Source organism: Bradyrhizobium hereditatis (assembly GCF_020329435.1).
In the GTDB taxonomy this organism is placed as follows: Bacteria; Pseudomonadota; Alphaproteobacteria; order Rhizobiales; family Xanthobacteraceae; genus Bradyrhizobium; species Bradyrhizobium hereditatis.
In genome coordinates this window covers 402,099-424,505 of record NZ_JAGKJK010000004.1, presented here as the reverse complement: position 1 = coordinate 424,505, position 22,407 = coordinate 402,099, and the positions used below count along the sequence as shown (strand labels likewise).

Sequence of the window (22,407 nt, the reverse complement as noted above, 5' to 3'; positions counted from 1 at the left end):
ATGCGGTCAATGTCCGATTGCATCTGCGATCAACTTTCTGCAGACGACGCGCAGCGGCGCTGGTGCCGGCCGCGTCATCGTGCGATGACGAACGGATGCAATGCAGTCTGGAGAATTGAAGGATGCTCGAAGTACGGGATGAGACGTTGACCGCGACGGTACCCCCTGCTGGTTCAGCGGCTTGGTCGCGAGAGGCCGCCTGGTCGCTCTACAAGTTGCCGTTCAACGATCTCCTGTTCAGGGCGCAGTCCGTTCATCGGCAGAATTTCGATCCCAATCGCGTGCAACTGAGCAAGCTCCTCAACATCAAGACTGGCGGCTGCCCGGAGGATTGTGGCTATTGCAGCCAGTCCTCACATCATTCGACCGGGCTTGCCGCCTCGAAGCTGATGGACGTCGAAAAGGTCATCGCCGAAGCGCGCGGGGCCAAGGACGGTGGTGCGACGCGCTACTGCATGGGTGCCGCGTGGCGGAATCCAAAGCCGAGAGACATGGACGCCATCGTTGAAATCATTGGCGCGGTGAAGGCGCTCGGGCTCGAGACCTGCATGACGCTGGGAATGCTTGACCGTGCGCAGTCGGACCGCCTCAGTGCGGCAGGTCTCGACTACTACAACCACAATATCGATACGTCGGAGCGCTATTACCCGCAGGTGACTTCAACGCGCACGTTTGCGGATCGCCTCGACACACTGGAAAACGTTCGGCAATCCGGCATGAAAGTATGCTGCGGCGGCATCCTCGGCATGGGCGAGCAGGAAGCCGACCGCGTCGACATGCTGGTGACGCTTGCAAATCTGCCTGAGCCACCGGAAAGCGTTCCGATCAACATGCTGATTCCGATCGCCGGCACGCCGCTTGCGGAATCAGCGCCGATCGAGCCGATCGAATTTGTCCGGATCGTTGCCCTCGCGCGCATCATGATGCCGACATCGTATGTCCGCCTATCGGCGGGCCGTTCGGCGATGAGCGACGAGATGCAGGCGCTTTGCTTCTTTGCGGGCGCAAACTCGATCTTCGTCGGCGACACCCTGCTTACAGCAGGCAATCCGGAACACGAGGCTGACCGAAAGCTGTTTCAGCGGCTGGGGTTGCAGGCCATCTGATCTGCGCCGCAGATCGGTCAGGCTTGATAAAGCCCCTTGCCACGCGCCTGCCGAATGGCAAGCGCGCCCATCATGTCGAGCATCGGTGTCGAAAGTCCGGCGGCGCGCGCAAACGCAGCGGGCGCGCGGACCAGCACGTCGATCTCCATGGCGCGGCCGAGCTCATAGTCCTGCAGGATCGACGGCTTGTGATCCGGCGCCGGGCCCGAGCGCGTCACGCGCTTGACGGCGGGAAAGCAGCTCTGCGCCACGCTGTTGGCTTCCTCGAGCAGGCGCGGCACGATATCGGCGAGATCGGGATCGTCGCGCAAGGCGCGTGCAGTCTGCCCGGTCAGAAGGCACAGTACCGACATCGACATGTTGGTCAGGAGCTTCGACCAGATCGTCTCCCTGATGTGCGTGACCTCGGGCGATTCGATCAAAGCTTCGTTCAACGCCGCGCGCAGCTTCGCGACCCGCTCGCTGGCGCGGTCGTCGCATTCGCCGATCAGGAGCCGGTTGCGCTCGGGCGAAAGGTTCGCAACCACGCCGGGCGCGATGACTTCATTGGACGAAAAAACCACGCCGCCGACAATACGCTCTTTCGGGATCGCGGCGCGCAAGCGACCGCCCGGATCGAGAAAGGAAAGATCCGGCACCGGCGGATGCGTGGGCGAAAGCCCGATATCGTACCACCAGGGAATGCCGTTCTGCGCGAACACCACGGCGGTATCCTCGCCGAGCAGCAGCTCTACTCCGTCGGCGAGGCTCGGAAGGCCCGTTGCCTTCAGCGTGCAGATGACGGCGTCCTGCGGGCCCAGCGTGGCGGGATCGCTCGATGCGCGCACCTTCGCCTTGAACTCGCCATCTCCGACCCGCAGCGTCAGCCCGCTGGCTTTCACGGCAACCAGATGTGCACCTCGCATCACGCAGGACACGTCATGTCCTGCCAATGCGAGCCGCACCGCAAAATGGCTGCCGACGGCGCCTGCACCGAAAACGCAAATCCGCATGGGCTGAAAAGTCCTGCTGCGAGGGAATGGCGTTGCTAGTTCTCACAAGCCTTGGCCGGGTGCAACCGGTGCGCCGCACAGAGCAGGTTGCAGAAGGTGCGGCCGGCCGCGCGGGAACCTCGCCGTTCAGTCGGCGTTCATCCCCGTGCCGTCACGCTTGCGACCTAGCGACAATGGACGTGCGACGATGAGGGGACGTGCCATGTCAAAGATCGCAGTGGGAATTGCCGCGATTGTCTTCGCAGCGGCGCTGACGGTAGCGGACTTTGCGATCGCGAAAGGCGGTCATGGTGGCGGCCACGGCGGTGGTCGTGGCGGCGGCCATCGTGGCGGAGGTCATGGTCACCATTTCGGCGGCCGGCATCATGGTGGCGGCCATTTTCATGCCAGATCGGCACACCGTTTTCATGCCAGATCCGCGCACCGTTCGTTTTCCGCACATCGCATGAACTTTACCGGTGGCGGCCGTGGGCTGAACTCGCGCGCGCTCGCCCGCAGCTATCGCCACGCCGCTGCCCTGCATAGTCCCGCCATGCGCGCCAGCGTCACCGCTGGCGCGGCGCTGGCAGGCTGGCAATACGGACGCGGCAGAGGCGGCGGATGGTGGCGGCACGGCAATGGTGGATATGGCTGGGTCGGGCCGCTGTTCTGGCCGTTCGCGTATTTTGACATCTATGATTATGCGCTCTGGGGCCCGCGCGTCGGCGCGCCGTTCTGGTATTACGGCTATGACGACATTTATGCCGGCCTGTTCGGGCCCTATGACTATCAGGGCCTTTCGGGTTACCTGCCGCCGCGCGGTTCGTCCGGCGGGCGGGACCGGCTGGCGCTGTTGTGCGGCGAGGACAGCCGCGAAATCGCAGGGCTGCCGATCGACCTGATCGCGCAAACGATCGAACCGACCGAGACGCAGCGCGCAGCGCTGGACGATCTCGCCAATGCGTCTATGACGGCGGCACAGAAGATCAAGGCGGCGTGCCCGGCCACGATTGCCCTGACGGCGTCCGGCCGGCTTGCCTCGATGCAGCAACGCATCGAGGCGATGATATCGGGCGTTGCGACCGTGCAGCCGCCGCTGGAGAAATTCTACGGCCTTTTGAACGACGAGCAGAAAGCGCGGCTGAACGCGGTCGCCGAAGACCAGGAAAGGAAGAGCGAGCGGCGGCGCAACAGATCGTTGGCGCGGCCGTGTGATGTCACGCAATCCTCAAGCCTGCGATGGCCAACTGAGGAAATCCAGGCGAGATTGCACCCGACGGATGCCCAGCGCGCCAAGCTGACGACGCTGCAGGACGCAAGCGCCAAGGCGGCCGATATGCTGGCCACGTCGTGCCGTCCTGAGGATGCCGCGACGCCGACGGCACGGCTCGCAGCGACCGGCAAGCGGCTGGACGTCATGCTGCAGGCGGTCAAGCAGGTGCGCACGGCGCTCGACGGCTTCTATGCGACGCTGAACGACGAGCAGAAAGCTCAGTTTGAGGCGATCGGCCCGCGGCGGACTTCGGTCGGGGACAGGGCAGACATGATGCAGCGGTACGGCCGAAGGTAATTCGGCGGCCGTGACAGGGCCTGCGATCCCGGCCTATTGTTCGGCATAACAAGAATGCCGAACAAAGGGACCGCCGAATGACTGCCAATCCTGTCTTGTGGAATCTCGATGCGCGCGGTGTCGCAACCGTCACGCTCAACCGCCCCGAGGTGAACAATGCCTATGACGGTGGGCTGATTGGCGGCGTGCTCGCGGCGATGGATGAGCTCGGCAAGAAGCCGAACCTTCGCGTCGTCGTGCTCAGGGGCAATGGCAAGCATTTCCAGGCCGGCGCCGACCTGAAATGGATCAACGGCGTGCGGCCGAAATCGGCTGAAGAGAACGAGGCCGTGTCGCGCGCAACGTTCGAGGCCGTGCAGCGGCTGAACACGCTGCCGATCCCGACGGTGGCGCTGGTGCAGGGCGGCTGCTTCGGCGGCGGTACCGGCGTGATCTCGGCCTGCGACGTCGTGATCGCCGCCGACAATGCGATGTTTTCGATTACCGAAGTGCGCTGGGGACTGACGGCCGCGATCATCATTCCGCAACTCTGTGACGCCATCGGCGTCCGCCAGGTGCGCCGCTATGCGCTGACTGGCGAACGGTTCGGCGCGGAGGAAGCGCGGCGCATCGGCCTGGTGCATGAGGTGGTGCCGCTGGCCGATCTTGAGGGGGCGGGTGCGAAAGTCGTCGAGCAACTGCTCGCCAACGGCCCCGAAGCGCTGGCCGAGACCAAGCGGCTTGCGATGGAAAGCTCGTTCGGCGGCATGGGCGTTGACGACGCGGCCTATGCGCGGTTGGTGAAGATGCATTCGGCGCGGCGGCAGACGAAAGAGGCGTCGGAGGGGCTGGCATCGTTTGCGGAGAAGCGGGCGGCGAATTGGTGGAAGGGCGCATAAGCGTTTCGTTCCGGGGTGCTGTGTGAGGTCCGTTGCAGGAGTATCGGGTTTGCCAACGAAGCGCATCGCTATAGCCGGGCTGGGCGAGATCGGCCGAACCGTGGCGCGCAAGCTGGCGCAGGGTTTGCCGGGCCTCTCGCTGGCGGCGATCGCGACCAGGGATCGGGCCAAGGCGCAGGCGTGGCTCGATCGCGAGGGCATCACTTCTTCGCTGGTTTCGCTCGATGAGTTGCCGGATCATGCCGACCTTGTCGTCGAATGCGCGCCGGCTGAAATCCTCGATCAGATTTGCCGGCCGATGCTGCGCGCCGGCAAGCAGGTGATGGTACTGAGCGCGGGCGCGCTCTTGCCGCGTCCCGATCTGGTCGACCTCGCCCGGGCGCATGGCGGCAAGATCATCGTGCCGACCGGCGCGCTGATCGGCTTCGATGCGGTCTTGGCTGCTGCCGAGGGCACTATCCATTCGGTGCAGATGGTGACGCGCAAGCCGCCTCGAGGTCTCGCAGGCGCGCCCTATCTTGTAGAGAACGGGATCTCCATGGAAGGCCTGACATCCGCGCTTTGCGTGTTCAAGGGCTCGGCACGCGATGCCGCCGCGGCCTTTCCCGCCAATGTCAATGTCGTCGCGGCTCTATCGCTCGCCGGCATCGGGCCCGACCGCACGACGATAGAAATCTGGGCCGATCCGGCGGTGACGCGGAACTGTCACGAGATCAGGGTCGAATCCGACTCGGCCTCGTTTTCGATGTCGATCGAGAATGTGCCATCGGAAAATCCGAGAACAGGGCGCATCACTGCGCTCTCGGTGATCGCCGCGCTACGCAAGCTTACCTCGCCGCTGCAGGTCGGAACTTGAGCCGTCCCGCGCGCCGCGCTAGCTAGATGCTGTGCCCGAGGCATTAGCCTTCAGCCATTGATCCGGGAATTTGCGCTTGCCTGTCAAAACCATCACCGAACCCGCCCGCGAAGTCCCGCTTTATGGCGAATATGAAGTTGCCGTTCTCGGCGGCGGTCCGGCGGGCATTGCTGCTGCCGTTGCCGCCGCGCGCGCCGGCCGCCGTACGCTGCTGATCGAGCGATACGGTTTTCTCGGCGGCATGGGCACGGCCGCGGGCGTCACGAACTTTTGCGGGCTGCATGCCAACGTTCATGGCGAGATGCATCGGGTGGTGCAGGGCATCGCCTCCGATCTGCTCGCTCGGATCGACCGGCTTGATGGGCTCAACGCGCCGCATCTGATCCTCGGCAAGATCTTTGCGCAGGCCTACGACACCGCGGCCTACAAGATCGCCGCGGATGATCTGCTTGCCGCGCACAAGGTCGACATCCTCTTTCACGCGCTGGGCGCCGGCGTGGTGATGGATGACGCGCGGCGCATCGATGCGCTGATGGTGGAGACCAAGGCGGGGCGTCAGGCGGTGCGCGCCGGCATCTTCATCGATTGCTCCGGTGACGGCGACCTCGCGGCCTGGGCGGGCGCGCCCTTCGAGGTCGGCGACAATGCCGGCGGCATGATGTACCCGTCGATGATGTTTCGCCTCAACGGCATCGACCCTGACAAAGCGGGCGATGCCTGGCGGACCATCCCGGCGCTGATGGAAAAGGCGGAAGCCGCGGGCACGCATCGCTTTCCGCGCAAGACCGTGATCGTGCGGCCGCAGCGGTCGGCCATCGAATGGCGGGTCAACTTCACCCAGCTCGCGCGCGAGGACGGCACGGCGGTGAGCGGGATCGATCCCGACCAGATGACGCGCGGCGAAATCGAGGGGCGGCGGCAGGCGATCGAGGCATTCGAATTCCTACGCACCGTGCCCGGCTTCGAAAAATCCTACATCGTCGATTTGCCGCCGCAGCTCGGCATCCGCGAGACGCGGCGCGTGATCGGCGGCTACATGCTGTCGGGCGAGGATGTGCTCGGTTGCGCCTCGTTCGACGATTCCATCGGCGTCAATGGCTGGCCGATGGAGCAGCATGTCGCCGGCGACGTCGTCTTCAAGTTCCCGCCGATCCCGGAATCGCGCGGCTTCAACGAATTGCCCTATCGCATGCTGGTGCCCGAGGGCATCGATAATCTGCTGATGGCTGGGCGCTGCGCCTCGATGACCCATGAGGGGCAGTCGGCGGCGCGGGTTTCCGGCGCCTGCTTTGCGATGGGCGAGGCGGCCGGCTCGGCCGCGGCGCTGGCGCTGTCCGGAAACACGATTCCCCGCGACATTGCGGTTGAAAAATTGCAACAGATGCTAAAACAACAGGGCGCGTTTATCGGGCGGGATCAGCGCGTGCCCGAGGGGTTATAGATTGGTGAATTCCGAAATATGCTACGTCGTCCCTGCGAACGCAGGGACCCATACGCCGCGGCCCTTCTCGTGGCACTTGGGTAGACGGCTTTAGCGATTACAAGGTCCTGTGGTTATGGGTCCCTGCGTTCGCAGCGACGACCCAAGTGGATAACCTGCGAAAACAAGGGACGGAGGAGACCGGATGAGGAAGTTTGCGCGGCTCGCGCTGGCGGGCCTGTTGGCAGTTGCGGCGGGCGGGATCGCGCGGGCCGATGATGCGCTGAAGGCCAAGATCGGCGTGCTCCGGCTGTCGTCCTCGGCGCCGGTCTTCATTGCGCAGGACAAGGGCTATTTCCGCGAGGCCGGACTCGATATCGAACTGAAATTCTTCGATGCGGCGCAGCCGATCGCGGTGGCGACGACCTCAGGCGATGTCGATTTCGGCATCACCGCGTTCACCGCCGGCCTCTACAATCTCGCCGGCAAGGGCACGTTGAAGATCATCGGCGGCATGAGCCGCGAGAAAGCGGGCTATCCCCTGATCGGCTATTTCGCCAGCAACAGTGCCTATGCGGCCGGACTGAAGACGCCGAAGGATCTTGCGGGCAAGCGCATCGCAGTAACGCAGGTCGGCTCCAGCTTCCATTATTCGCTCGGCTTGCTCGCCGACAAATACGGCTTCAAGCTTGCGGACGTGAAGATCATGCCGCTGCAGTCGCTGTCGAATGCCGCGGCAGCGCTGAAGGGCGAGACCGTCGACGCCGCCTTGCTGCCGATCTCGACCGCGCGGGCGCTGGTGGATTCCGGCGGCGCCAAATTCCTCGGCTGGGTCGGCGACGAGACGCCCTGGCAACTCGGCGCGGTGTTTGCCGCGCCGAAGACGCTGACGAACAAGCCGCTGGTGACCAAGCTTCTGGCCTCGCTGGCGCGCGCCGACCGCGAATATCATGACGTGATTCTGGCTTCCGTGAAGGACGGGAAGGCTGACATCAACGACAAGACAAAGCCGCTGCTCGAGATCATCGCGAAATACACCAATCTGCCAGTGGAGCAGGTGGTCGGGAACTGCGCGTATATCGATCCCGAGGGCAAGCTCGATGTGAAGAATGTCGCCAACCAGATCAGCTGGCTGCAGGAGCAGGGCTTTGTCGACAAGGGCTTTGACGCAGATGCGATCATCGCGAAGGAATATGTGAAGGCGGATTGATGTTCATGCCAAACCCGTCATCCTGAGGAGGCCGCGAAGCGGCCGTCTCGAAGGACGACGGCCACCAGCGGGGCCGCGCATCCTTCGAGACGCGCGCAAGAGCGCGCTCCTCAGGATGACGGATCACGAGAAGAGCACCACATGGACCTGATCGCCGACCAAATCAGCCATCGCTTCGACGGCCTCGACGTGCTCGACCGCGTGTCGTTCACCGTCGCCTCCGGCGAAGTGGTCGCGATCGTCGGGCCGTCCGGCTGTGGCAAGAGCACGCTCTTGTCGATCCTCGGCGGGCTGCTACGGCCGAGCGAGGGGGCCGCCGAGCTGCGCGGTGCGCCGCCGGCCGACAGTCTCAATCCGCTGACTTTTGTGTTCCAGGATTTTGCGCTTCTGCCATGGTGCACGGTGGAGGCCAACATCGAATTCCCGCTAGTTCATACCGTGCTCGATCCCGCCGCGCGCAAGGCAGTGGTTGATGATGCGCTGCGCCGCACCGGCCTGTCCGATTTTCGCGGCGCCTATCCAAAGCAATTGTCAGGCGGCATGCGCCAGCGTGTCGGCATTGCGCGGGCGCTCGCGGTACGGCCGGCGATCCTCTTGATGGATGAGCCGCTGTCGGCGCTGGATTCGCAGACGCGCGAACTCTTGATGGAGGATTTCATCCGCCTGCTCGCCGACGGCACGATGGGCGCGGTCTACGTCACGCATAATCTGGAGGAGGCGGTGCGGCTCGCCGATCGCATCGTGGTGCTGTCGCGCCGTCCTGGCCGCATTCGTGAGATCGTGACCATTCCGATGACGCGGGCCGAGCGCGGCGGCATCGATGCGCGTGGTAAATTGCTCAGCCTGCAGAACCAGCTGTGGTCACTGATCCGCGAGGAGGCGATCGACGCCGAGCGCGAGGTGCAGCATGCTTGACCGCGCGCCGCAGGAAACCATCGGAGCTGAGAGCCAGCCGCGGCCGGTTATCTTCCGCGGCGCGGGTTTTACGCCCAGCGCCGGACGCGCGTCGGGCTGGATCGCGCTGGGGCTTGTCATCGCATTCTGGCAACTCGCCGGCAGCGCCGGCTGGGTCAATCCGCTGTTCCTGCCGGCGCCTTCGGCGATTGCGGTGGCGATCTACAAGCTCGCGCTATCAGGCGCGCTCTGGCAGCACGTTTCGGCCTCCGTCGTTCGTATCGGCTCGGGCTGGCTGATCGGCACGGTGCTGGGTGTGATCGTCGGCTTCGGCATTGGGCTGTCGACGCTGGCGCGCGGCGTCGGCATCACCTTTATCTCGGCGCTGTTTCCGATTCCGAAAATCGCGCTGTTGCCGCTTTTGATCCTCTGGCTCGGGATCGGCGAGGAGCCGAAGATCGCGACCATTGCGCTCGGGGTGTTCTTCTCCACCGCGATCTCGGTCTATAGCGGCGTCGACGCGGTGCCGCGCAATCTGATCCGGATGGCGCAGAGTTTCAACGTGCCGTTCCATGCGATCGTGCTGCGCGTGATCTGGCCCGGCGCGCTGCCCTCGATTCTCGCGGGTTTTCGCATCACCGCTTCGGTGGCGCTGCTCCTGGTGGTGAGCGCGGAGATGATCGGCGCCCAGTTCGGCATCGGCGCCTTCGTGCTGCAGGCCGGCAATCTCATGCAGACCGACCAGCTACTCGCCGGCGTCGTGATCCTGTCGCTGTTCGGGCTGGCGGTGGGAAAGGCGATCAACGTGCTGGAAGCGCGGTTGCTGCACTGGCGGTAGGCGTCAACGCTCCTTTTGCCCACCTACGATTCTGGCGGTGAGGTGGGGGAGTTGCATCCATCGTCATTGCGAGGAGCGATAGCGACGAAGCAATCCATATCTCTGCTTGCGGCGCGATGGATTGCCGCGCTTCGCTCGCAATGACGCCGGAGTGAGTGTCAGTTCGCCTCACGCATTCCCGCGATCTTCGCGGAACAAATCAAGCTTCTGCTGCACCGGGCGGTCGGAGAAGGAGAACAGCACCGAGTCGGTGTCGGCCTCGTGGGTGACCCAGTGCCAGCTCGGCACCACGAATAGGTCGCGCGCGCCCCACTCGAAGGTCTGCTCGCCGATCCGTGTACGGCCCTTGCCCTCGATCGCCGCGAACACGGTGGCATCCGTTGAACGATAACGCGCGGTCTTGAAACCCTTCGGCAGCAATTGGATGAAGGTGCCGATCGTCGGCATCGCGAAATCCCCGGTCTCGGGATTGGAGAATTTCAGCTTCAGCCCGTGGCAGGCGTCCCATTCGTCGCGCAGCTTGGCCTGCTCCAGCGCTTCGCGCGTGTAGCTATAGGGATAGTTGAAGATCGGCGAGGTCTTGGATCTGCGCTTCTCGTCGACCGGCAGCAGATTGTGGCCATAGCGCGCAAAGCTGTCGCCGGCGGGTTTAATGATCTTCTGCTGATCCTCGTTCGATCCTTCGGCAAAGGAGGCGTCGAAGAACTGCACCATCGGAATGTCGAGGCCGTCGAGCCAGAACATCGGCTCGGAAGTTTCGTTGGAATGGTCGTGCCAGGTCATCGATGGCGTGATGATGAAATCGCCGGGCTCCATCGCGGTGCGCTCGCCGTCGACAGTGGTGTGGGCACCCTTGCCTTCGAGCACGAAGCGCAGCGCCGACTGGCTGTGGCGATGGGCAGGGGCGACGTCACCCGGAACCACCATCTGCACGCCGGCAAACAGCGACGTCGTGACCTTGGACTGGCCGCGCAGGCCAGGGTTCTCCAGAACCAGCACGCGCCGCTCGGCTTCCTTGGCGGTGATCAGCTTGCCCGCTTCTGTCATGTAGTCGCGGATCGAATCGAACTTCCAGAGATGCGGCCGGCAGGCGCTTCGCGGCTCCGGCGTGACGAGGTCGCCTAGCACGGTCCATAGCGCGGAGAGATTGTCGCCGTCGATCTTCTTGTAGAACGCCTCGCGTTCCGGCGTCTTCTGCACGGCTTCCATGGCAAGCCTCCCGTCATTCTTATGTGTCTAGATTGACAGTATACTGACAATATGGGTAGCGTCAATGTGGTAAACCCCGGAGGGTCAGAAGAATCAGGGGAGGTTTCCGATGAAGCTGCACGGCTATTTCCGCAGCAGCGCGGCATACCGGGTCAGGATCGCGTTCAACCTGAAGGGACTTACGGCAGAGCATCTGCCGCATCATCTTCGCAAAGGCGAGCAGAGCGCGCCCGACTATCTCGCGATCAACCCGCAGGGGCTCGTACCGACGCTGGAGGACGATGCCGGCGCGGTGCTGACCCAATCGCTCGCCATCATCGAATGGCTGGACGAGACCCATCCTAACCCGCCGCTCTTGCCGAATGACCCGCTTCGCCGTGCCAAGGTGCGCGCCTTCGCGCTGGCGATCGCCTGCGACATCCACCCGGTGCAGAACTTGAAGGTGCTCGCCCGGTTGCGCCAGCTTGGCCTGCCGGAAGAGAAGGTGACGGAATGGGCGGCCTGGGCCAATCGCGAAGGCCTCGCCGCCTGCGAAGCTCTCATCAAGGGCGAGCAGGGGCCGTTCTGTTTCGGCGACAAGCCCACGATGGCCGATATCTGCCTGGTGCCGCAGCTTGCGAACGCGCGGCGCTTCGGCGTCGACGTATCAGGCTTTGCCCGCCTGCTCGAGGCTGAAGCGGCGGCCAAGGCCATGAAGGCGTTTGCGGACGCCGCACCGGACAGGCAGCCCGATGCAGAGTAAACCATCACCCATCACCATGGACGCGGTCTATACCGCGCCGGGATATCTGTTCCGCCGGATGCAGCAGATCGCGGTCTCGATCTTCGTCGAGGAATGCAGCGCGTTCGATCTCACGCCGGTGCAATATGCGGCGCTGGTGGCGATCCATACCCATCCCGGCATCGACGCCACACGGCTGTCGGCGGTGATCGCCTTCGACCGCTCCACGCTCGGCAATGTGATCGAGCGTCTTGAGAGCAAGGCGCTGATCGAGCGCAAGCCCTCGCGCGAGGACAAGCGCGTCAAGCTGCTCTATCTCAGCAAGGCGGGCGCTACCGTGCTGCGCGACATCATGCCCTCGGTCGAACGCGCGCAGGTGCGAATGCTGCAGCCCTTGAAGCCGGCCGATCGCAAGACCCTGCTGGCGCTGTTGACGCAGCTCGTCGATCTCAACAACGAAGCCTCGCGTGTGCCGCTGCGCGCCGAAGATGCGCTGGAGCATCTAGGGAAGGCGGGGTGAGGAGCCCGCCGTCATTGCGAGCGCAGCGAAGCAATCCATTCCTCCGCTTGTGGCGCTATGGATTGCTTCGCTGCGCTCGCAATGACGGGGTCAACTACATCTTCATCAACGCCTGGCGATCGATCTTCCCGGTTCCGGTCTTCGGCAATTCCGCGATGAACCTGATCTCGCGCGGATATTTGTAGGGCAACAGCTTCGCCTTGACGTAATCCTGCAGCTTCTTCGTCGCGTCACCCTCGTCGAACTCGTTCCTGTTCATCACCACCACCGCCTTCAGCGTCATGCGTCTGTCAGGCAGTTCGGCGGCGTACACCGCGCATTCCCTGATGTCGGGGTGCTCGGCAAGGCAGAGCTCGACTTCCAGCGGGTAGACCCACTGGCCCGAAATCTTGATCAGGTCGTCAGCCCGGCCGCGGAAGAAATGGAAGCCATCAGCGTCGCGCATGAAGCGGTCGCCGGTGTAGATCCACCCTTCCTCGCGAATGGTCTCCGCCGATTTGTCGGGCCGGTTCCAGTACAGCGGCGTGTTGGAATCGCCGCGCACCCACAAAATGCCTTCCTCGTTGTCGCCGACCTCGCGGCCGTCCTTGTCCCTGAGGAGAATTTCGTAGCCGGGAACGCGCAAGCCAGCAGCGCCGAGCTTTTTCTTCTCAGGCCTGTTGGAGAGATAGATGTGCAGCACTTCGGTCGAGCCGAGGCCTTCGATGATCTCGAGCCCCGTCAGCGTCTTCCAGCCGTTGAAGACTTCCGCCGACAGCACCTCGGCGGCTGACAGCGCCATCCGCAGCGAGGAGAAGTCGGTGGCTTCAGCGCCTTCGGCCTTGGTCAGCGAGGTGTAAAGCGTCGGCAACCCGTAGAACACCGACGGCCGGTATTTTTCGATCGCCTCGAAGATCGTTGCCGGCTTCGGCTGTCCCGGCAGCAACAGCGTAGCCGCACCGACCGAGAATGGGAAGGTGATGGCGTTGCCAAAGCCGTAGGCGAAGAAAATCTTTGGCACCGAGAAGCAGATGTCGTCAGCCGTCAGTTTGAGCACGCTGCGCGCAAATGCCTGCTCGCTATAGGCCATGTCGTGCTGCAGATGGACGATGCCCTTGGGACGTCCGGTCGAGCCGGATGAATACATCCAGAACGCCATGTCGTCGCGCTTGGTGTCGGCTTCCGTCAGATCGGTCGAAAATTCTCGCAGCCATTGCGACGCGATTAGGGTTGTCGGCACGGCGTGTTCGCCGGCTGCGCCATTGACCACGATCAGCGTTTTGAGCGGCGTATCCTTGCAAGCCTCCGCATTGAACCGTGACGTGAACTCGGCCTCGGCGACAGCTACCGCAGCATCAGCGTCCGACAGATAGAACTGCAGCAGGTCCGGCGGCGTCAGCGTGTTGATCAATAGCGGCACGAAGCCGGAGCGCACTGCGCCGAAGAAGGCCGCGGGGTAGGCCGGCGTATCGTCGAGGAACATCAGGATGCGGTCGCCGCGCTTCAGGCCGAGCGACTGGAAGCCATGGCCCCATTGCGCGGCCTCGGCGCAGAGCTCTGCATAGGTGCGCGTGCCGCCGGGGCCGGTCAGCGCCAGCCGGCTGCCGCGCCCGGCCGCGAGATTGTCGAACAGGATACGGCTTGCGTTGTAGCTTTCCGGAATCGAAAAGCCGATCTCGCGGCTGCCCGGATTGTCGCGGGGGACCAAATCGGAAATTACTGACGTCATGCCTGGCTCCCGATTTTCTTCGCCGCCTCGTAGCGGGCCATGAATTCCGGCGACATCGCGCGCAGCCGGGCGTCGGCGATCCGACCGGAACGGGTGATGTAGCTATAGGCAAAATCCATGAGGTCGAGCTCCATGTGCTCGGGGAAGCGTTCATACCAGTCGGCGCTGGTGCGCGCGGCCGTCACCAGCTTCTGCACGATCGGCTTGCGTTCGGCCTGGTAGCGGGCGAGGCCTGCGGAAATTTCCGTCTCCGCCTCCAGCGCCTTGGTCAGCGCGATCGCGTCTTCGATCGCAAGCCGCGTGCCCGAGCCGATCGAAAAATGCGCGGTGTGGAGCGCATCGCCGATCAGCACCATGTTGCCGTGCGACCAGTTCTCGTTCCAGATCCAGGGAAAATTGCGCCACACCGATTTGTTGGAGACCAGCGAATGCCCATCGAGGGTATCTGCAAAGATTTCCTCGCAGATCGCCTGCGACTGCTCGATCGTCTTGTGCTCGAAGCCGTAGGCCTGCCAGGTCGCGGCGTCGCATTCGACCAGGAAGGTGCTCATCGAGGGCGAGTAGCGGTAGTGATGCGCGTTGAAGAAACCCAGATCGGTCTTCACAAACGTCTGCGACAGCGTGGCAAAGCGTTTGCTGGTGCCATACCAGGCGAACTTGTTGGTCGAGTGCGAAACCGTGGCGCCGAATTCCTTCTCAAAAGCGCGGCGCACCAGCGAGTTCAGCCCGTCTGCGGCGACGATCAGGTCGTATCCTCTGAGGTCGTCGATCGACTTGATTGTGGTGTCATAGCGCGCGGCGACGCCTGCGGCGCGCACGCGCTGCTGCAGGATGGTCAACAGTTCGAGCCGGCCGATGGAGGAGAAACCGACGCCGTCGATCTCGACGCTTTGCCCATGCAGGTTGAGCGTGATGTTCTTCCAGCTCTCCATCCGCGGCGTGATGGCATCGACCGTCTCCGGATCGTCGGCGCGCAGAAATTCCAGCGCCTGTTCGGAGAACACCACGCCAAACCCCCAGGTCGCGCCCTCGGGGTTCTGCTCGAACAAGTCGACATGCGCGTCCGGATGACGCCGCTTCCAGAGATAGGCGAAATAGAGGCCGCCGGGACCTCCGCCGATGACGGCGATGCGCACGTCTTTCCTCCCAGATCGACAGTATACTTACTAATTTGAGGTGGAGACTAATCCGCGCCGGAAATTTGCGCCACAGAAAAAATTGCCGAGAGGCGAAATTTGCGCCCGGTCCTGGCCGCATCAGGGACGGACGTTCCGCAGCCGGATTGAGCGCGCCGGTTCTATTCGCGAACCGTTGTCCGCTCTGCGGCAGTCCGGCTTGATCAATCCTCTGACGGAATTCCCGGGCTCAGGTGCAACGGCGAACCTTGGCGCCGTTCACCCACACGGTCCGGCACACCACGGCCGGCTTGCGGACAACGACCGCGCCGCGGGGGCCGGCGCAGCCGGCACGGTAGACGCCCTTGGCGCATACAGCGGCGTTAGCTTCGGTAGTCTCAAAAGTCATGGTCGCGGAAAAGGACAGCACGGCGGCTGCAATCAGCAGGAACGAACGCATGTTGGTCTCCCGGACTGTACTGGTTGAAACTCAGGTTTTGAAAGTTTCTTCTTGAAAGTCTTTCGGAAGGTTCTCCGGATGCGTGTTGCGGCGCGCTCTCACGCCGATCTCGTTTCGGCTGCGGACGGCATGAACGCTGTTCGGCGTCACCTCCTGCTGCTGAACTTCGTCGACGGGCTCTACAAGCTCGCCAAGGTCAATTGGCATATCGCGTACCAAATCATGATGACGATCATCTATATCGCACTCTCGGTAAGGCTCATTCAGCTCATCCTCGCTTTCGCGGCGGCGAGTGACCGGCGATCGCCGGCTCAGTCAGGGATCGCCGCGGGCGCGTGATTATCGCGCGGCGAACTGCGACAGAACATCCTTGCAGGCCGGCGAAAGCTGCGCAGCGTTGGTCGCAAGGCACTGCACGATCCGGCCACCGCCGGCGGGAACACCGCCGCAGATGGTGCGGACGTCAGCACCGCAGGCCGAGCGCAGCACGAACAGTTCTTCACGCGGGCGCATTGGCCGCAACACGATTACGGTCGGCGCCGCTGCCGGCGCAGCAGTCGCCGCAGCGCCAGCCGCCGGAGCTGCGCCGCCTGCCGCGGGTGCTGCCGCTGCAGTGCCGCCGCCGCTCGCATCTGAAACGGCTTTCTCGCAAGGGGCCGAGAGTCTTGCCTTGTTCTTCTCCAGGCATTGCAGGGCCGGGGCGCCGCCGGTCGGCACGCCTGGGCAGAACTTCTGATAGTCGGAGCGGCACGCGCTGCGGATCGTAGAAATTTGTGCGCTGGTCGGCTGTCCGACGGCCGCGCCAGCTGCAGTTTTTGGTTCGCCGGATTTTGACGGCGCTGCCGTTGCAGCAGCCGGTGCTGCGGTCTCGGCCGGCTTGGCTGGCGCCGCCGCTGCCGGCGCTGCTGCGGCGCGCACGGCGCTCTGACAGCTGGATGAAAGGCTCGACATATTCTTCTGCAGGCATTGCAGCGATGCCTCGCCGCCCGGCGGTACGCTGGAGCAATGCGCCATGTAGTCGTTGCGGCACTGGGATTTGATGGCGTCGCGTTGCGCCTGGGTCGGCGCTTGCGCGAGCGCAGGTGCTGCAGTTACGAATATCGCGGCCGCCAGCAGCGGACCAAGCTTGCTCGTGCGCGTCAATCTGTTGATCATTTGAATAATCCTTTTGTCGTCGCCGGAAGCCGCCGCTCCAACCAAAGCGAAATCTGGAATGCGCCTTAGAAAAAATCGGGCTGCATCATTTTCGCTTTCCGGTTCCGCCGCAAGCGGATTGTTGCTATTTTCATGGGGTGGCGGAAAGCCAGCTTTTGAATAAAGCCTCTTCCAGAACAAAATCTATGGGGGCACTAAAAATGAAGGCTTCGCGTTCGCCTGCACGGTTTAGAGCATATGGCGCCGCCGCACAAAGAGGCGCGGCCGCCTGCCGCGCAGCTTTCGCCATCGCAGCGATGGGTATCTTAAGTGCCTGCGAAAAAAATACTTTCGTCCCGCCTCCGCCGCCGAAGGTCGAAGTTGCGGCGCCGGTGCAACGGCCTTTCACACGTTATCTGGAAGCAACCGGCAATACCGCAGCCTTCAAGAATGTCGATCTGGTCGCGCGAGTGCAGGGCTTTCTGCAATCGATCAACTATAGGGACGGCGCCTTCGTGAAGGAGGGCACGTCGCTGTTCACGATCGAGCCTGAGACTTACAAGCTGAAGCTCGAACAGGCGCAGGCGGCGGAAACCGGCGCGCAGGCATCGCTGAAGCAGGCCGAGGCGGACTTCAAGCGCCAGCAGGAATTGGTCCAGCGACAAGCCGTTTCGCAGGCCACGCTGGATACTTCCACCGCTAACCGCGACAACGCGCAGGCGAACCTGCTGCAGGCGCAGGTCAATACCAAGATTGCGGCGGTCAATTACGGCTATACCAATGTGACTGCGCCGTTTGACGGTGTCGTCAGCGCCCATCTCGTCTCGATCGGCGAACTCGTCGGCGCGTCGTCGCCGACGCAGCTCGCCACCATCGTGGCGCTCGATCCGATCTATGTGAATTTCAACGTCAATGAACAGGATGTGCTGCGGATCCGGGAGGAAGCCCGCCGGCGCGGGATCACGCCTGATGATCTCAGGCAATTGCCGGTCGAGGTCGGGTTGCAGACCGAAACCGGCTTTCCGCACAAGGGCAAGCTTGATTACGCGGCCGCGACGCTCAACCAGTCGACGGGCACGCTTCCCGTGCGCGGCGTGCTGCCCAATGCGGACCGTGCCCTGCTGCCGGGATTCTTCGTCCGGGTTCGCGTGCCGCTGGATCAGGTGCAGAACGCGTTGTTCGTGCCTGACGTCGCCCTCGGCGCCGATCAGGCTGGACGTTACGTGCTGGTCGTGAACGGCGAAAATGTCGTCGAGCAGCGCAGGGTGCGGATCGGACCGCTGGACAACGGACTGCGCGTTATTGAGGAAGGTTTGAAGGCCAACGATCGCGTGATTACCACCGGGCTATTGCGGGCGATCCCCGGCCAGAAGGTCGATCCGCAACTGAAAACGGTCGAAGCGCAGCCGGCGTCGGCCAAGTAGGAGCCGGCCATGATTTCAAAATTCTTTATCGAGCGGCCCGTTCTTTCGAACGTGATCGCGATCCTGATGATTCTGATCGGCGGCGTCAGCCTGTTCCGGCTCGCGGTCGCGCAATATCCCGATGTCGTGCCGCCCACGGTGCAGGTCACCACCCGCTACCCCGGCGCTAGCGCGAAAACCGTGATCGATACGGTGGCGCTGCCGATAGAGCAGCAGGTCAACGGCGTCGAGGACATGCTCTACATGCAGTCCTACAGCGGCGCCGATGGCTCCTATTCGCTGACGGTTACATTCAAGATCGGCACCGACCTCAACTTCGCGCAGGTGCTGGTGCAGAACCGGGTGTCGAGCGCGCTGTCGCAGTTGCCGCAATCTGTGCAGAGCCAGGGCGTCACCGTGCAGAAGAGATCGACGGCGATCCTCCTGTTCGTGACGCTGACCTCGCCGAAATCGACCTATGACAGCCTGTTCCTGAGCAATTACGCCACGATCAATATCCGCGACGAGCTGTCGCGTTTGCCCGGCGTCGGCAACGTCACGGTGTTCGGCGCCGGCCAGTATTCGATGCGAGTCTGGCTCGATCCGAACAAGCTGTATGCGCGCAACCTGATGCCGCAGGACGTCATTTCGGCGATCCAGCAGCAGAGCCAGCAGGTCACCGCCGGTCAGGTCGGCGCGCCGCCAGCCCCTGCAGGGCAGGCGTTTCAATATACGCTGAACGTCGCGGGGCGGCTCGACGATGTCAGCGAGTTCGAGAACGTGATCGTCAAGACCGGCAATAGCGGCGACGTCACGCGCGTGCGTGACGTCGGCTGGGTCGAGCTCGGCGCCCAGACCTACAGCCAGATGTTCTCGCTGAACAATAAGCCGGCTACCGGCATCGCCGTGTTCCAGTCGCCTGGCGCCAACGCGCTGGAGGTCGAGGAGGCCGTCAAGAAGAAGATGGAGGTGCTGGCGAAGTCGTTCCCGCAGGATGTGGTCTACGACACACCGTTCGACACCACCAAGTTCGTCAAGGAGTCGATCAATGAGGTCTACAAGACGCTGATCGAGGCGGGCCTGCTCGTGCTCGTGGTGATCCTGATCTTCCTGCAAGACTGGCGCGCGATGCTGGTGCCGGCGACCACAGTGCCGGTGACCATCATCGGCGCGTTCGCAGCGATGGCGGCGCTCGGCTTCACCGTCAATATCTCGACGCTGTTTGCGATCGTGCTGGCGATCGGCATTGTGGTTGACGACGCCATCGTCGTGGTCGAAGGCGCCGCCCACAATATCGAGAAGGGGATGTCCGGCCATGATGCGGCGATCAGCGCGATGGACGCGCTGTTCGCGCCGATCGTCGGCATCACGCTGGTGTTGGTTTCGGTGTTCCTGCCGTCAGCGTTCCTGCCGGGATTGACGGGGCGGATGTATGCCCAGTTCGCGCTGGTCATCGCCGCAACCGCGCTGCTCAGCGCTATCAACGCGGCGACACTGAAGCCGACGCAGTGCGCCTTGTGGCTGCGCCCGCCTGCGCCGCCGGAACAGCGCAACTTCTTCTACCGCGGTTTCAACGCGGTCTATAGCCGCTTGGAGGCCTGGTATGGCAGGCTGATCGGCCGGCTGGTCGCGCACAGCAATATCTCCGTCGTCTGCGCGCTGATCCTGATCGCGATCGGCGGCTATGGCCTGTCGCGGGTGCCGACCGGCTTCATCCCGATCGAGGATCAGGGCTATCTCCTGGTGGCCGTGCAATTGCCCGACGGCGCGTCGCTGGATCGGACCCAGAACGTGCTGACACGGGTCAGCGATATCACCGGCAAATCGCCTGGAGTCGATCAGGTCATTACCATCGCCGGCATTTCCGCGCTCGACAATTCCTCCAGCCTCGCCAATGCGGGCGTGGCCTATCTGATCCTCAAAGAGTGGAGCGCGCGCGGGCAGGGCGAGGATCTGCGGTCGCTGTTCGTCGGATTGAACGAGAAGCTGTCCGTGATCGAGGAAGCGCAGATCCTGGTGGTGCCGCCGCCGCCGATTCAAGGCATCGGCAATGCTGCAGGCTTTGCGATGCAGGTGCAGCTCCGGGACGGCAATTCCGACTTCAGCAAGCTGCAGGCGATCACCGGCACGATGGTGTCGAACGCGGCCTCGCAGAGCGCGCTGCAGCGGGTCAGCTCGCCGTTCCGCTCGATGGTGCCGCAGTTCGATGTCGAGGTGGATAGGATCAAGGCGCAGACCATGCATGTCACGACCGACCAGGTCTTCTCGACGCTGTCGTCCTATATGGGCTCGAGCTACGTCAACCAGTTCAACAAGTTCGGCCGCACCTTCCAGGTCTATGCGCAGGGCGATGCGCAATTCCGTCTGACGGCGCGCGACATCGAGCGGCTGACGGTGCGCAACAGCCAGGGCGACATGATCCCGCTCGGCGCGGTGGCGAAGATCACGCCTGCGGTTGGGCCGTCGCTGATCAGCCTGTATAACCTCTATCCGTCGGCAACCATCATCGGCCTGCCGGCCACCGGCTACAGCTCCGGCCAGTCGATGAATCTGATGGAGGAGATCGCCGCCAAGACGCTGCCGCAGGGCACGGGGTTCGAATGGACGGCGATGTCGTATCAGGAGAAGGTCGTCGGTGGCCAGATCTACTGGGCGTTCGGCCTTGCCTTGCTGCTGGTCTACCTCGTGCTGGCCGGCCAGTATGAAAGCTGGTACGCGCCGATCTCGGTGATCCTCGCGGTGCCGCTGTCGCTGCTGGGACCGATGGCGGTGCTGACAGGTCTTAGGATCGAGAACAATCTCTACACCCAGATCGGCATCATCCTCTTGATCGCGCTGTCGGCCAAGAACGCGATCCTGATCGTCGAAGTGGCGCTGGAGCTGCACGTGCGTGACCGCAAGCCGCTACTGGAATCCGCTATCAACGCGGCGCGCGCCCGTTTCCGGCCGATCCTGATGACGTCGTTCGCCTTCATCCTCGGCGTCGTGCCGCTGGTGCTCGCCACCGGCGCCGGCGCCAATGCCCGGAAATCGATCGGCATCACGGTGTTCTCGGGCATGCTGGCCTCGACGTGTCTCGCCGTGCTGTTCGTGCCGACGTTCTTTGTCGTGATCCAGCGGTTCGAGAACTGGCTGAAGGAGCGGAAGGCGAAGAAGGCCGCGATGAAAGCAGCGCCGCAGGCGCCGGCGGCGCATTAAGCACGCCGCCGAATCTCCCTCTCCCCGCTCTTCGCGGGGAGAGGGTCGGGGTGAGGGGCTCTCTCCGCGAGTCAGATGTCGATGATAGACCTGTACCCCCTCACCCGGATCGCAAGAGCGATCCGACCTCTCCCCGCAAGCGGGGAGAGGTTAGAATCCGCCTCTACACCTTCACCATGCGCTTGCCGCGGTTCTCGCCGGCGAGCAGACCGATCAGCGCTCTTGGCGTGTTCTCAAAACCGTCGATCACATCTTCCTGCACCTTCAGTTTGCCCGAGGCGACCCAGGACTGCAGGTCCTTCAATGCCGCGGCGCTCTGGTCCATGTAGTCCATGACGATGAAGCCCTGCATGATGAGGCGCTTCACCACGATCAGGCCGGGGACGCCGCGCGGTCCGTGGGCTGACGGCACGCCGTCATATTGCGAGATCGCGCCGCAGCAGGCGATGCGGCCGCGGTTGTTCATCAGCGACAGGCAGGCTTCGAGAATATCGCCGCCGACATTGTCGAAATAGACGTCGATGCCCTTGGGCGCTGCGGCGCGCAGCGCCTTGAAGGTGGCGCCGTCCTTGTAATCGACCGCGGCGTCGAAGCCGAGCTCGGAGGTGAGCCACTGGCACTTGTCCTTGCCGCCGGCAATGCCAATGACGTTGCAGCCCTTGATCTTTGCGATCTGGCCGACGATCGACCCGACGGAGCCGGCGGCCGCCGACACCACCACCGTCTCGCCCTCCTTCGGCTTGCCGACATGCAGCAGGCCGAAATAGGCGGTGAGACCGGCGACGCCGTAGACGCTGAGCAGATGGGTCATCGGCTCCATCCTGGGCATCTTGTGAGGTGCTTGGCCGGCACGGCGGCATAATCCTGCCAGCCGGTGTCGCCGAACACGATATCGCCAGGCGCAAGGGCAGGGCTCTTCGAGGCGACGACCTCCGCGATGCTGCCGCCCGCCATCACGGTGTTGGCCTCGACGGCGGCGCGATAGGTCGCGCCGTGCATCCAGGCCCGGTTGGCGGCATCGAGCGAGATATAGCGCGTCCGCACCAAGGCCTCGCCGTCCTTCGGCTCGGGCACCGCGCCCGTGACCAGCTTGAAATGCTCTTGCCCGAGCTTGCCGGTCGGCTTCTCGACCAGCAGGATCTGTCGATTGACGGTGTCGCTCATGACGCTTTCTCCCCTCGGTGTCGTTCTATTCT

Annotated in this window: 20 protein-coding genes and 1 pseudogene; 14 read left to right on the top strand and 7 right to left on the bottom strand. The window is 63.5% G+C overall.

The genetic code is table 11. The features are described 5' to 3' along the window. Positions 1-122: 122 nt before the first annotated feature. Positions 123-1,106: a biotin synthase BioB gene (bioB, locus tag J6524_RS12275; protein WP_225670777.1), complete on the top strand. Its 984-nt coding sequence runs from the start codon at positions 123-125 to the stop codon at positions 1,104-1,106. 17 nt (positions 1,107-1,123) lie between these two features. Here the strand turns inward: bioB and J6524_RS12270 are convergent, their stop codons facing one another. Next, positions 1,124-2,098: a ketopantoate reductase family protein gene (locus tag J6524_RS12270; protein WP_225670775.1), complete on the bottom strand. Its 975-nt coding sequence runs from the start codon at positions 2,096-2,098 to the stop codon at positions 1,124-1,126. Between the two features lie 287 nt (positions 2,099-2,385). On the opposite strand from J6524_RS12270, the gene J6524_RS12265 reads away from it, so the two are divergent. The 8 genes from J6524_RS12265 to J6524_RS12230 all read left to right on the top strand — a co-directional run bounded on the left by J6524_RS12265 (position 2,386) and on the right by J6524_RS12230 (position 9,743). After that, positions 2,386-2,547 carry a hypothetical protein gene (locus J6524_RS12265; RefSeq protein WP_225670773.1) on the top strand — a complete coding sequence of 54 codons (162 nt, stop codon included), beginning with the start codon at positions 2,386-2,388 and terminating at the stop codon, positions 2,545-2,547. Further along, positions 2,544-3,647: a Spy/CpxP family protein refolding chaperone gene (locus J6524_RS12260; protein WP_225670771.1), complete on the top strand. Its 1,104-nt coding sequence runs from the start codon at positions 2,544-2,546 to the stop codon at positions 3,645-3,647. The genes J6524_RS12265 and J6524_RS12260 overlap by 4 nt, the downstream gene beginning before the upstream one ends. A 77-nt stretch (positions 3,648-3,724) precedes the next feature. Then, positions 3,725-4,525, top strand: coding sequence for an enoyl-CoA hydratase-related protein (locus tag J6524_RS12255; protein WP_225670769.1), 801 nt, complete (start codon positions 3,725-3,727; stop codon positions 4,523-4,525). A gap of 49 nt (positions 4,526-4,574) precedes the next feature. Next, positions 4,575-5,381, top strand: coding sequence for an aspartate dehydrogenase (locus J6524_RS12250; RefSeq protein ID WP_225670767.1), 807 nt, complete (start codon positions 4,575-4,577; stop codon positions 5,379-5,381). Positions 5,382-5,457: 76 nt separating this feature from the next. Continuing rightward, positions 5,458-6,822 carry an FAD-dependent oxidoreductase gene (locus J6524_RS12245; protein WP_225670765.1) on the top strand — a complete coding sequence of 455 codons (1,365 nt, stop codon included), beginning with the start codon at positions 5,458-5,460 and terminating at the stop codon, positions 6,820-6,822. A gap of 184 nt (positions 6,823-7,006) precedes the next feature. Beyond that, the gene (locus J6524_RS12240; RefSeq protein WP_225670763.1) at positions 7,007-8,011 is read left to right on the top strand and encodes an ABC transporter substrate-binding protein; all 1,005 of its coding nucleotides are present in this window, start codon (positions 7,007-7,009) and stop codon (positions 8,009-8,011) included. Positions 8,012-8,152: 141 nt separating this feature from the next. Further along, positions 8,153-8,926 carry an ABC transporter ATP-binding protein gene (locus J6524_RS12235; protein ID WP_225670761.1) on the top strand — a complete coding sequence of 258 codons (774 nt, stop codon included), beginning with the start codon at positions 8,153-8,155 and terminating at the stop codon, positions 8,924-8,926. Next, on the top strand, positions 8,919-9,743 hold the full coding sequence (locus J6524_RS12230) for an ABC transporter permease (RefSeq protein ID WP_225670760.1): 825 nt from the start codon (positions 8,919-8,921) through the stop codon (positions 9,741-9,743). Before J6524_RS12235 ends, J6524_RS12230 begins: the two co-directional genes overlap by 8 nt. 168 nt (positions 9,744-9,911) lie before the next feature. On the opposite strand, the gene gtdA is transcribed toward J6524_RS12230, so the two are convergent. Beyond that, a complete protein-coding gene (gtdA, locus tag J6524_RS12225) occupies positions 9,912-10,952 on the bottom strand; it encodes a gentisate 1,2-dioxygenase (protein WP_225670759.1) in 1,041 nt (346 codons plus the stop codon). Positions 10,953-11,061: 109 nt separating this feature from the next. Here gtdA and maiA point away from each other — a divergent pair, with 109 nt between their 5' ends. Further along, positions 11,062-11,694 (top strand): maleylacetoacetate isomerase, encoded by a 633-nt coding sequence (maiA, locus tag J6524_RS12220; protein ID WP_225670758.1) that lies wholly within the window; start codon positions 11,062-11,064, stop codon positions 11,692-11,694. Beyond that, on the top strand, positions 11,684-12,193 hold the full coding sequence (locus tag J6524_RS12215) for a MarR family winged helix-turn-helix transcriptional regulator (RefSeq protein ID WP_225670757.1): 510 nt from the start codon (positions 11,684-11,686) through the stop codon (positions 12,191-12,193). Before maiA ends, J6524_RS12215 begins: the two co-directional genes overlap by 11 nt. A gap of 94 nt (positions 12,194-12,287) precedes the next feature. Here the strand turns inward: J6524_RS12215 and J6524_RS12210 are convergent, their stop codons facing one another. From J6524_RS12210 to J6524_RS12200, 3 genes are all read right to left on the bottom strand, one after another. After that, entirely contained in the window at positions 12,288-13,901 is a 1,614-nt protein-coding gene (locus J6524_RS12210) for a benzoate-CoA ligase family protein (protein WP_225670756.1), read from the bottom strand. Further along, on the bottom strand, positions 13,898-15,037 hold the full coding sequence (locus J6524_RS12205; RefSeq protein ID WP_225670755.1) for an FAD-dependent monooxygenase: 1,140 nt from the start codon (positions 15,035-15,037) through the stop codon (positions 13,898-13,900). The genes J6524_RS12210 and J6524_RS12205 overlap by 4 nt, the downstream gene beginning before the upstream one ends. 229 nt (positions 15,038-15,266) lie before the next feature. Further along, complete coding sequence (locus J6524_RS12200; RefSeq protein WP_225670754.1) at positions 15,267-15,476, bottom strand: hypothetical protein; 210 nt, start codon at positions 15,474-15,476, stop codon at positions 15,267-15,269. Positions 15,477-15,554: 78 nt separating this feature from the next. Between J6524_RS12200 and J6524_RS12195 the strand changes: the two genes are divergently transcribed. Next, entirely contained in the window at positions 15,555-15,815 is a 261-nt protein-coding gene (locus J6524_RS12195) for a hypothetical protein (RefSeq protein ID WP_225670753.1), read from the top strand. Here the strand turns inward: J6524_RS12195 and J6524_RS12190 are convergent, their stop codons facing one another. Further along, entirely contained in the window at positions 15,816-16,631 is an 816-nt protein-coding gene (locus J6524_RS12190) for a cysteine rich repeat-containing protein (RefSeq protein WP_225670751.1), read from the bottom strand. A gap of 200 nt (positions 16,632-16,831) precedes the next feature. Between J6524_RS12190 and J6524_RS12185 the strand changes: the two genes are divergently transcribed. Both J6524_RS12185 and J6524_RS12180 read left to right on the top strand, forming a co-directional pair. Beyond that, positions 16,832-18,034: an efflux RND transporter periplasmic adaptor subunit gene (locus J6524_RS12185; protein WP_376712010.1), complete on the top strand. Its 1,203-nt coding sequence runs from the start codon at positions 16,832-16,834 to the stop codon at positions 18,032-18,034. 9 nt (positions 18,035-18,043) lie between these two features. Further along, entirely contained in the window at positions 18,044-21,211 is a 3,168-nt protein-coding gene (locus J6524_RS12180; protein ID WP_225670747.1) for an efflux RND transporter permease subunit, read from the top strand. Between the two features lie 163 nt (positions 21,212-21,374). Here J6524_RS12180 and J6524_RS12175 read toward each other — a convergent pair. Further along, a pseudogene (locus J6524_RS12175) lies at positions 21,375-22,375 on the bottom strand (NADP-dependent oxidoreductase). Positions 22,376-22,407: the final 32 nt, after the last annotated feature.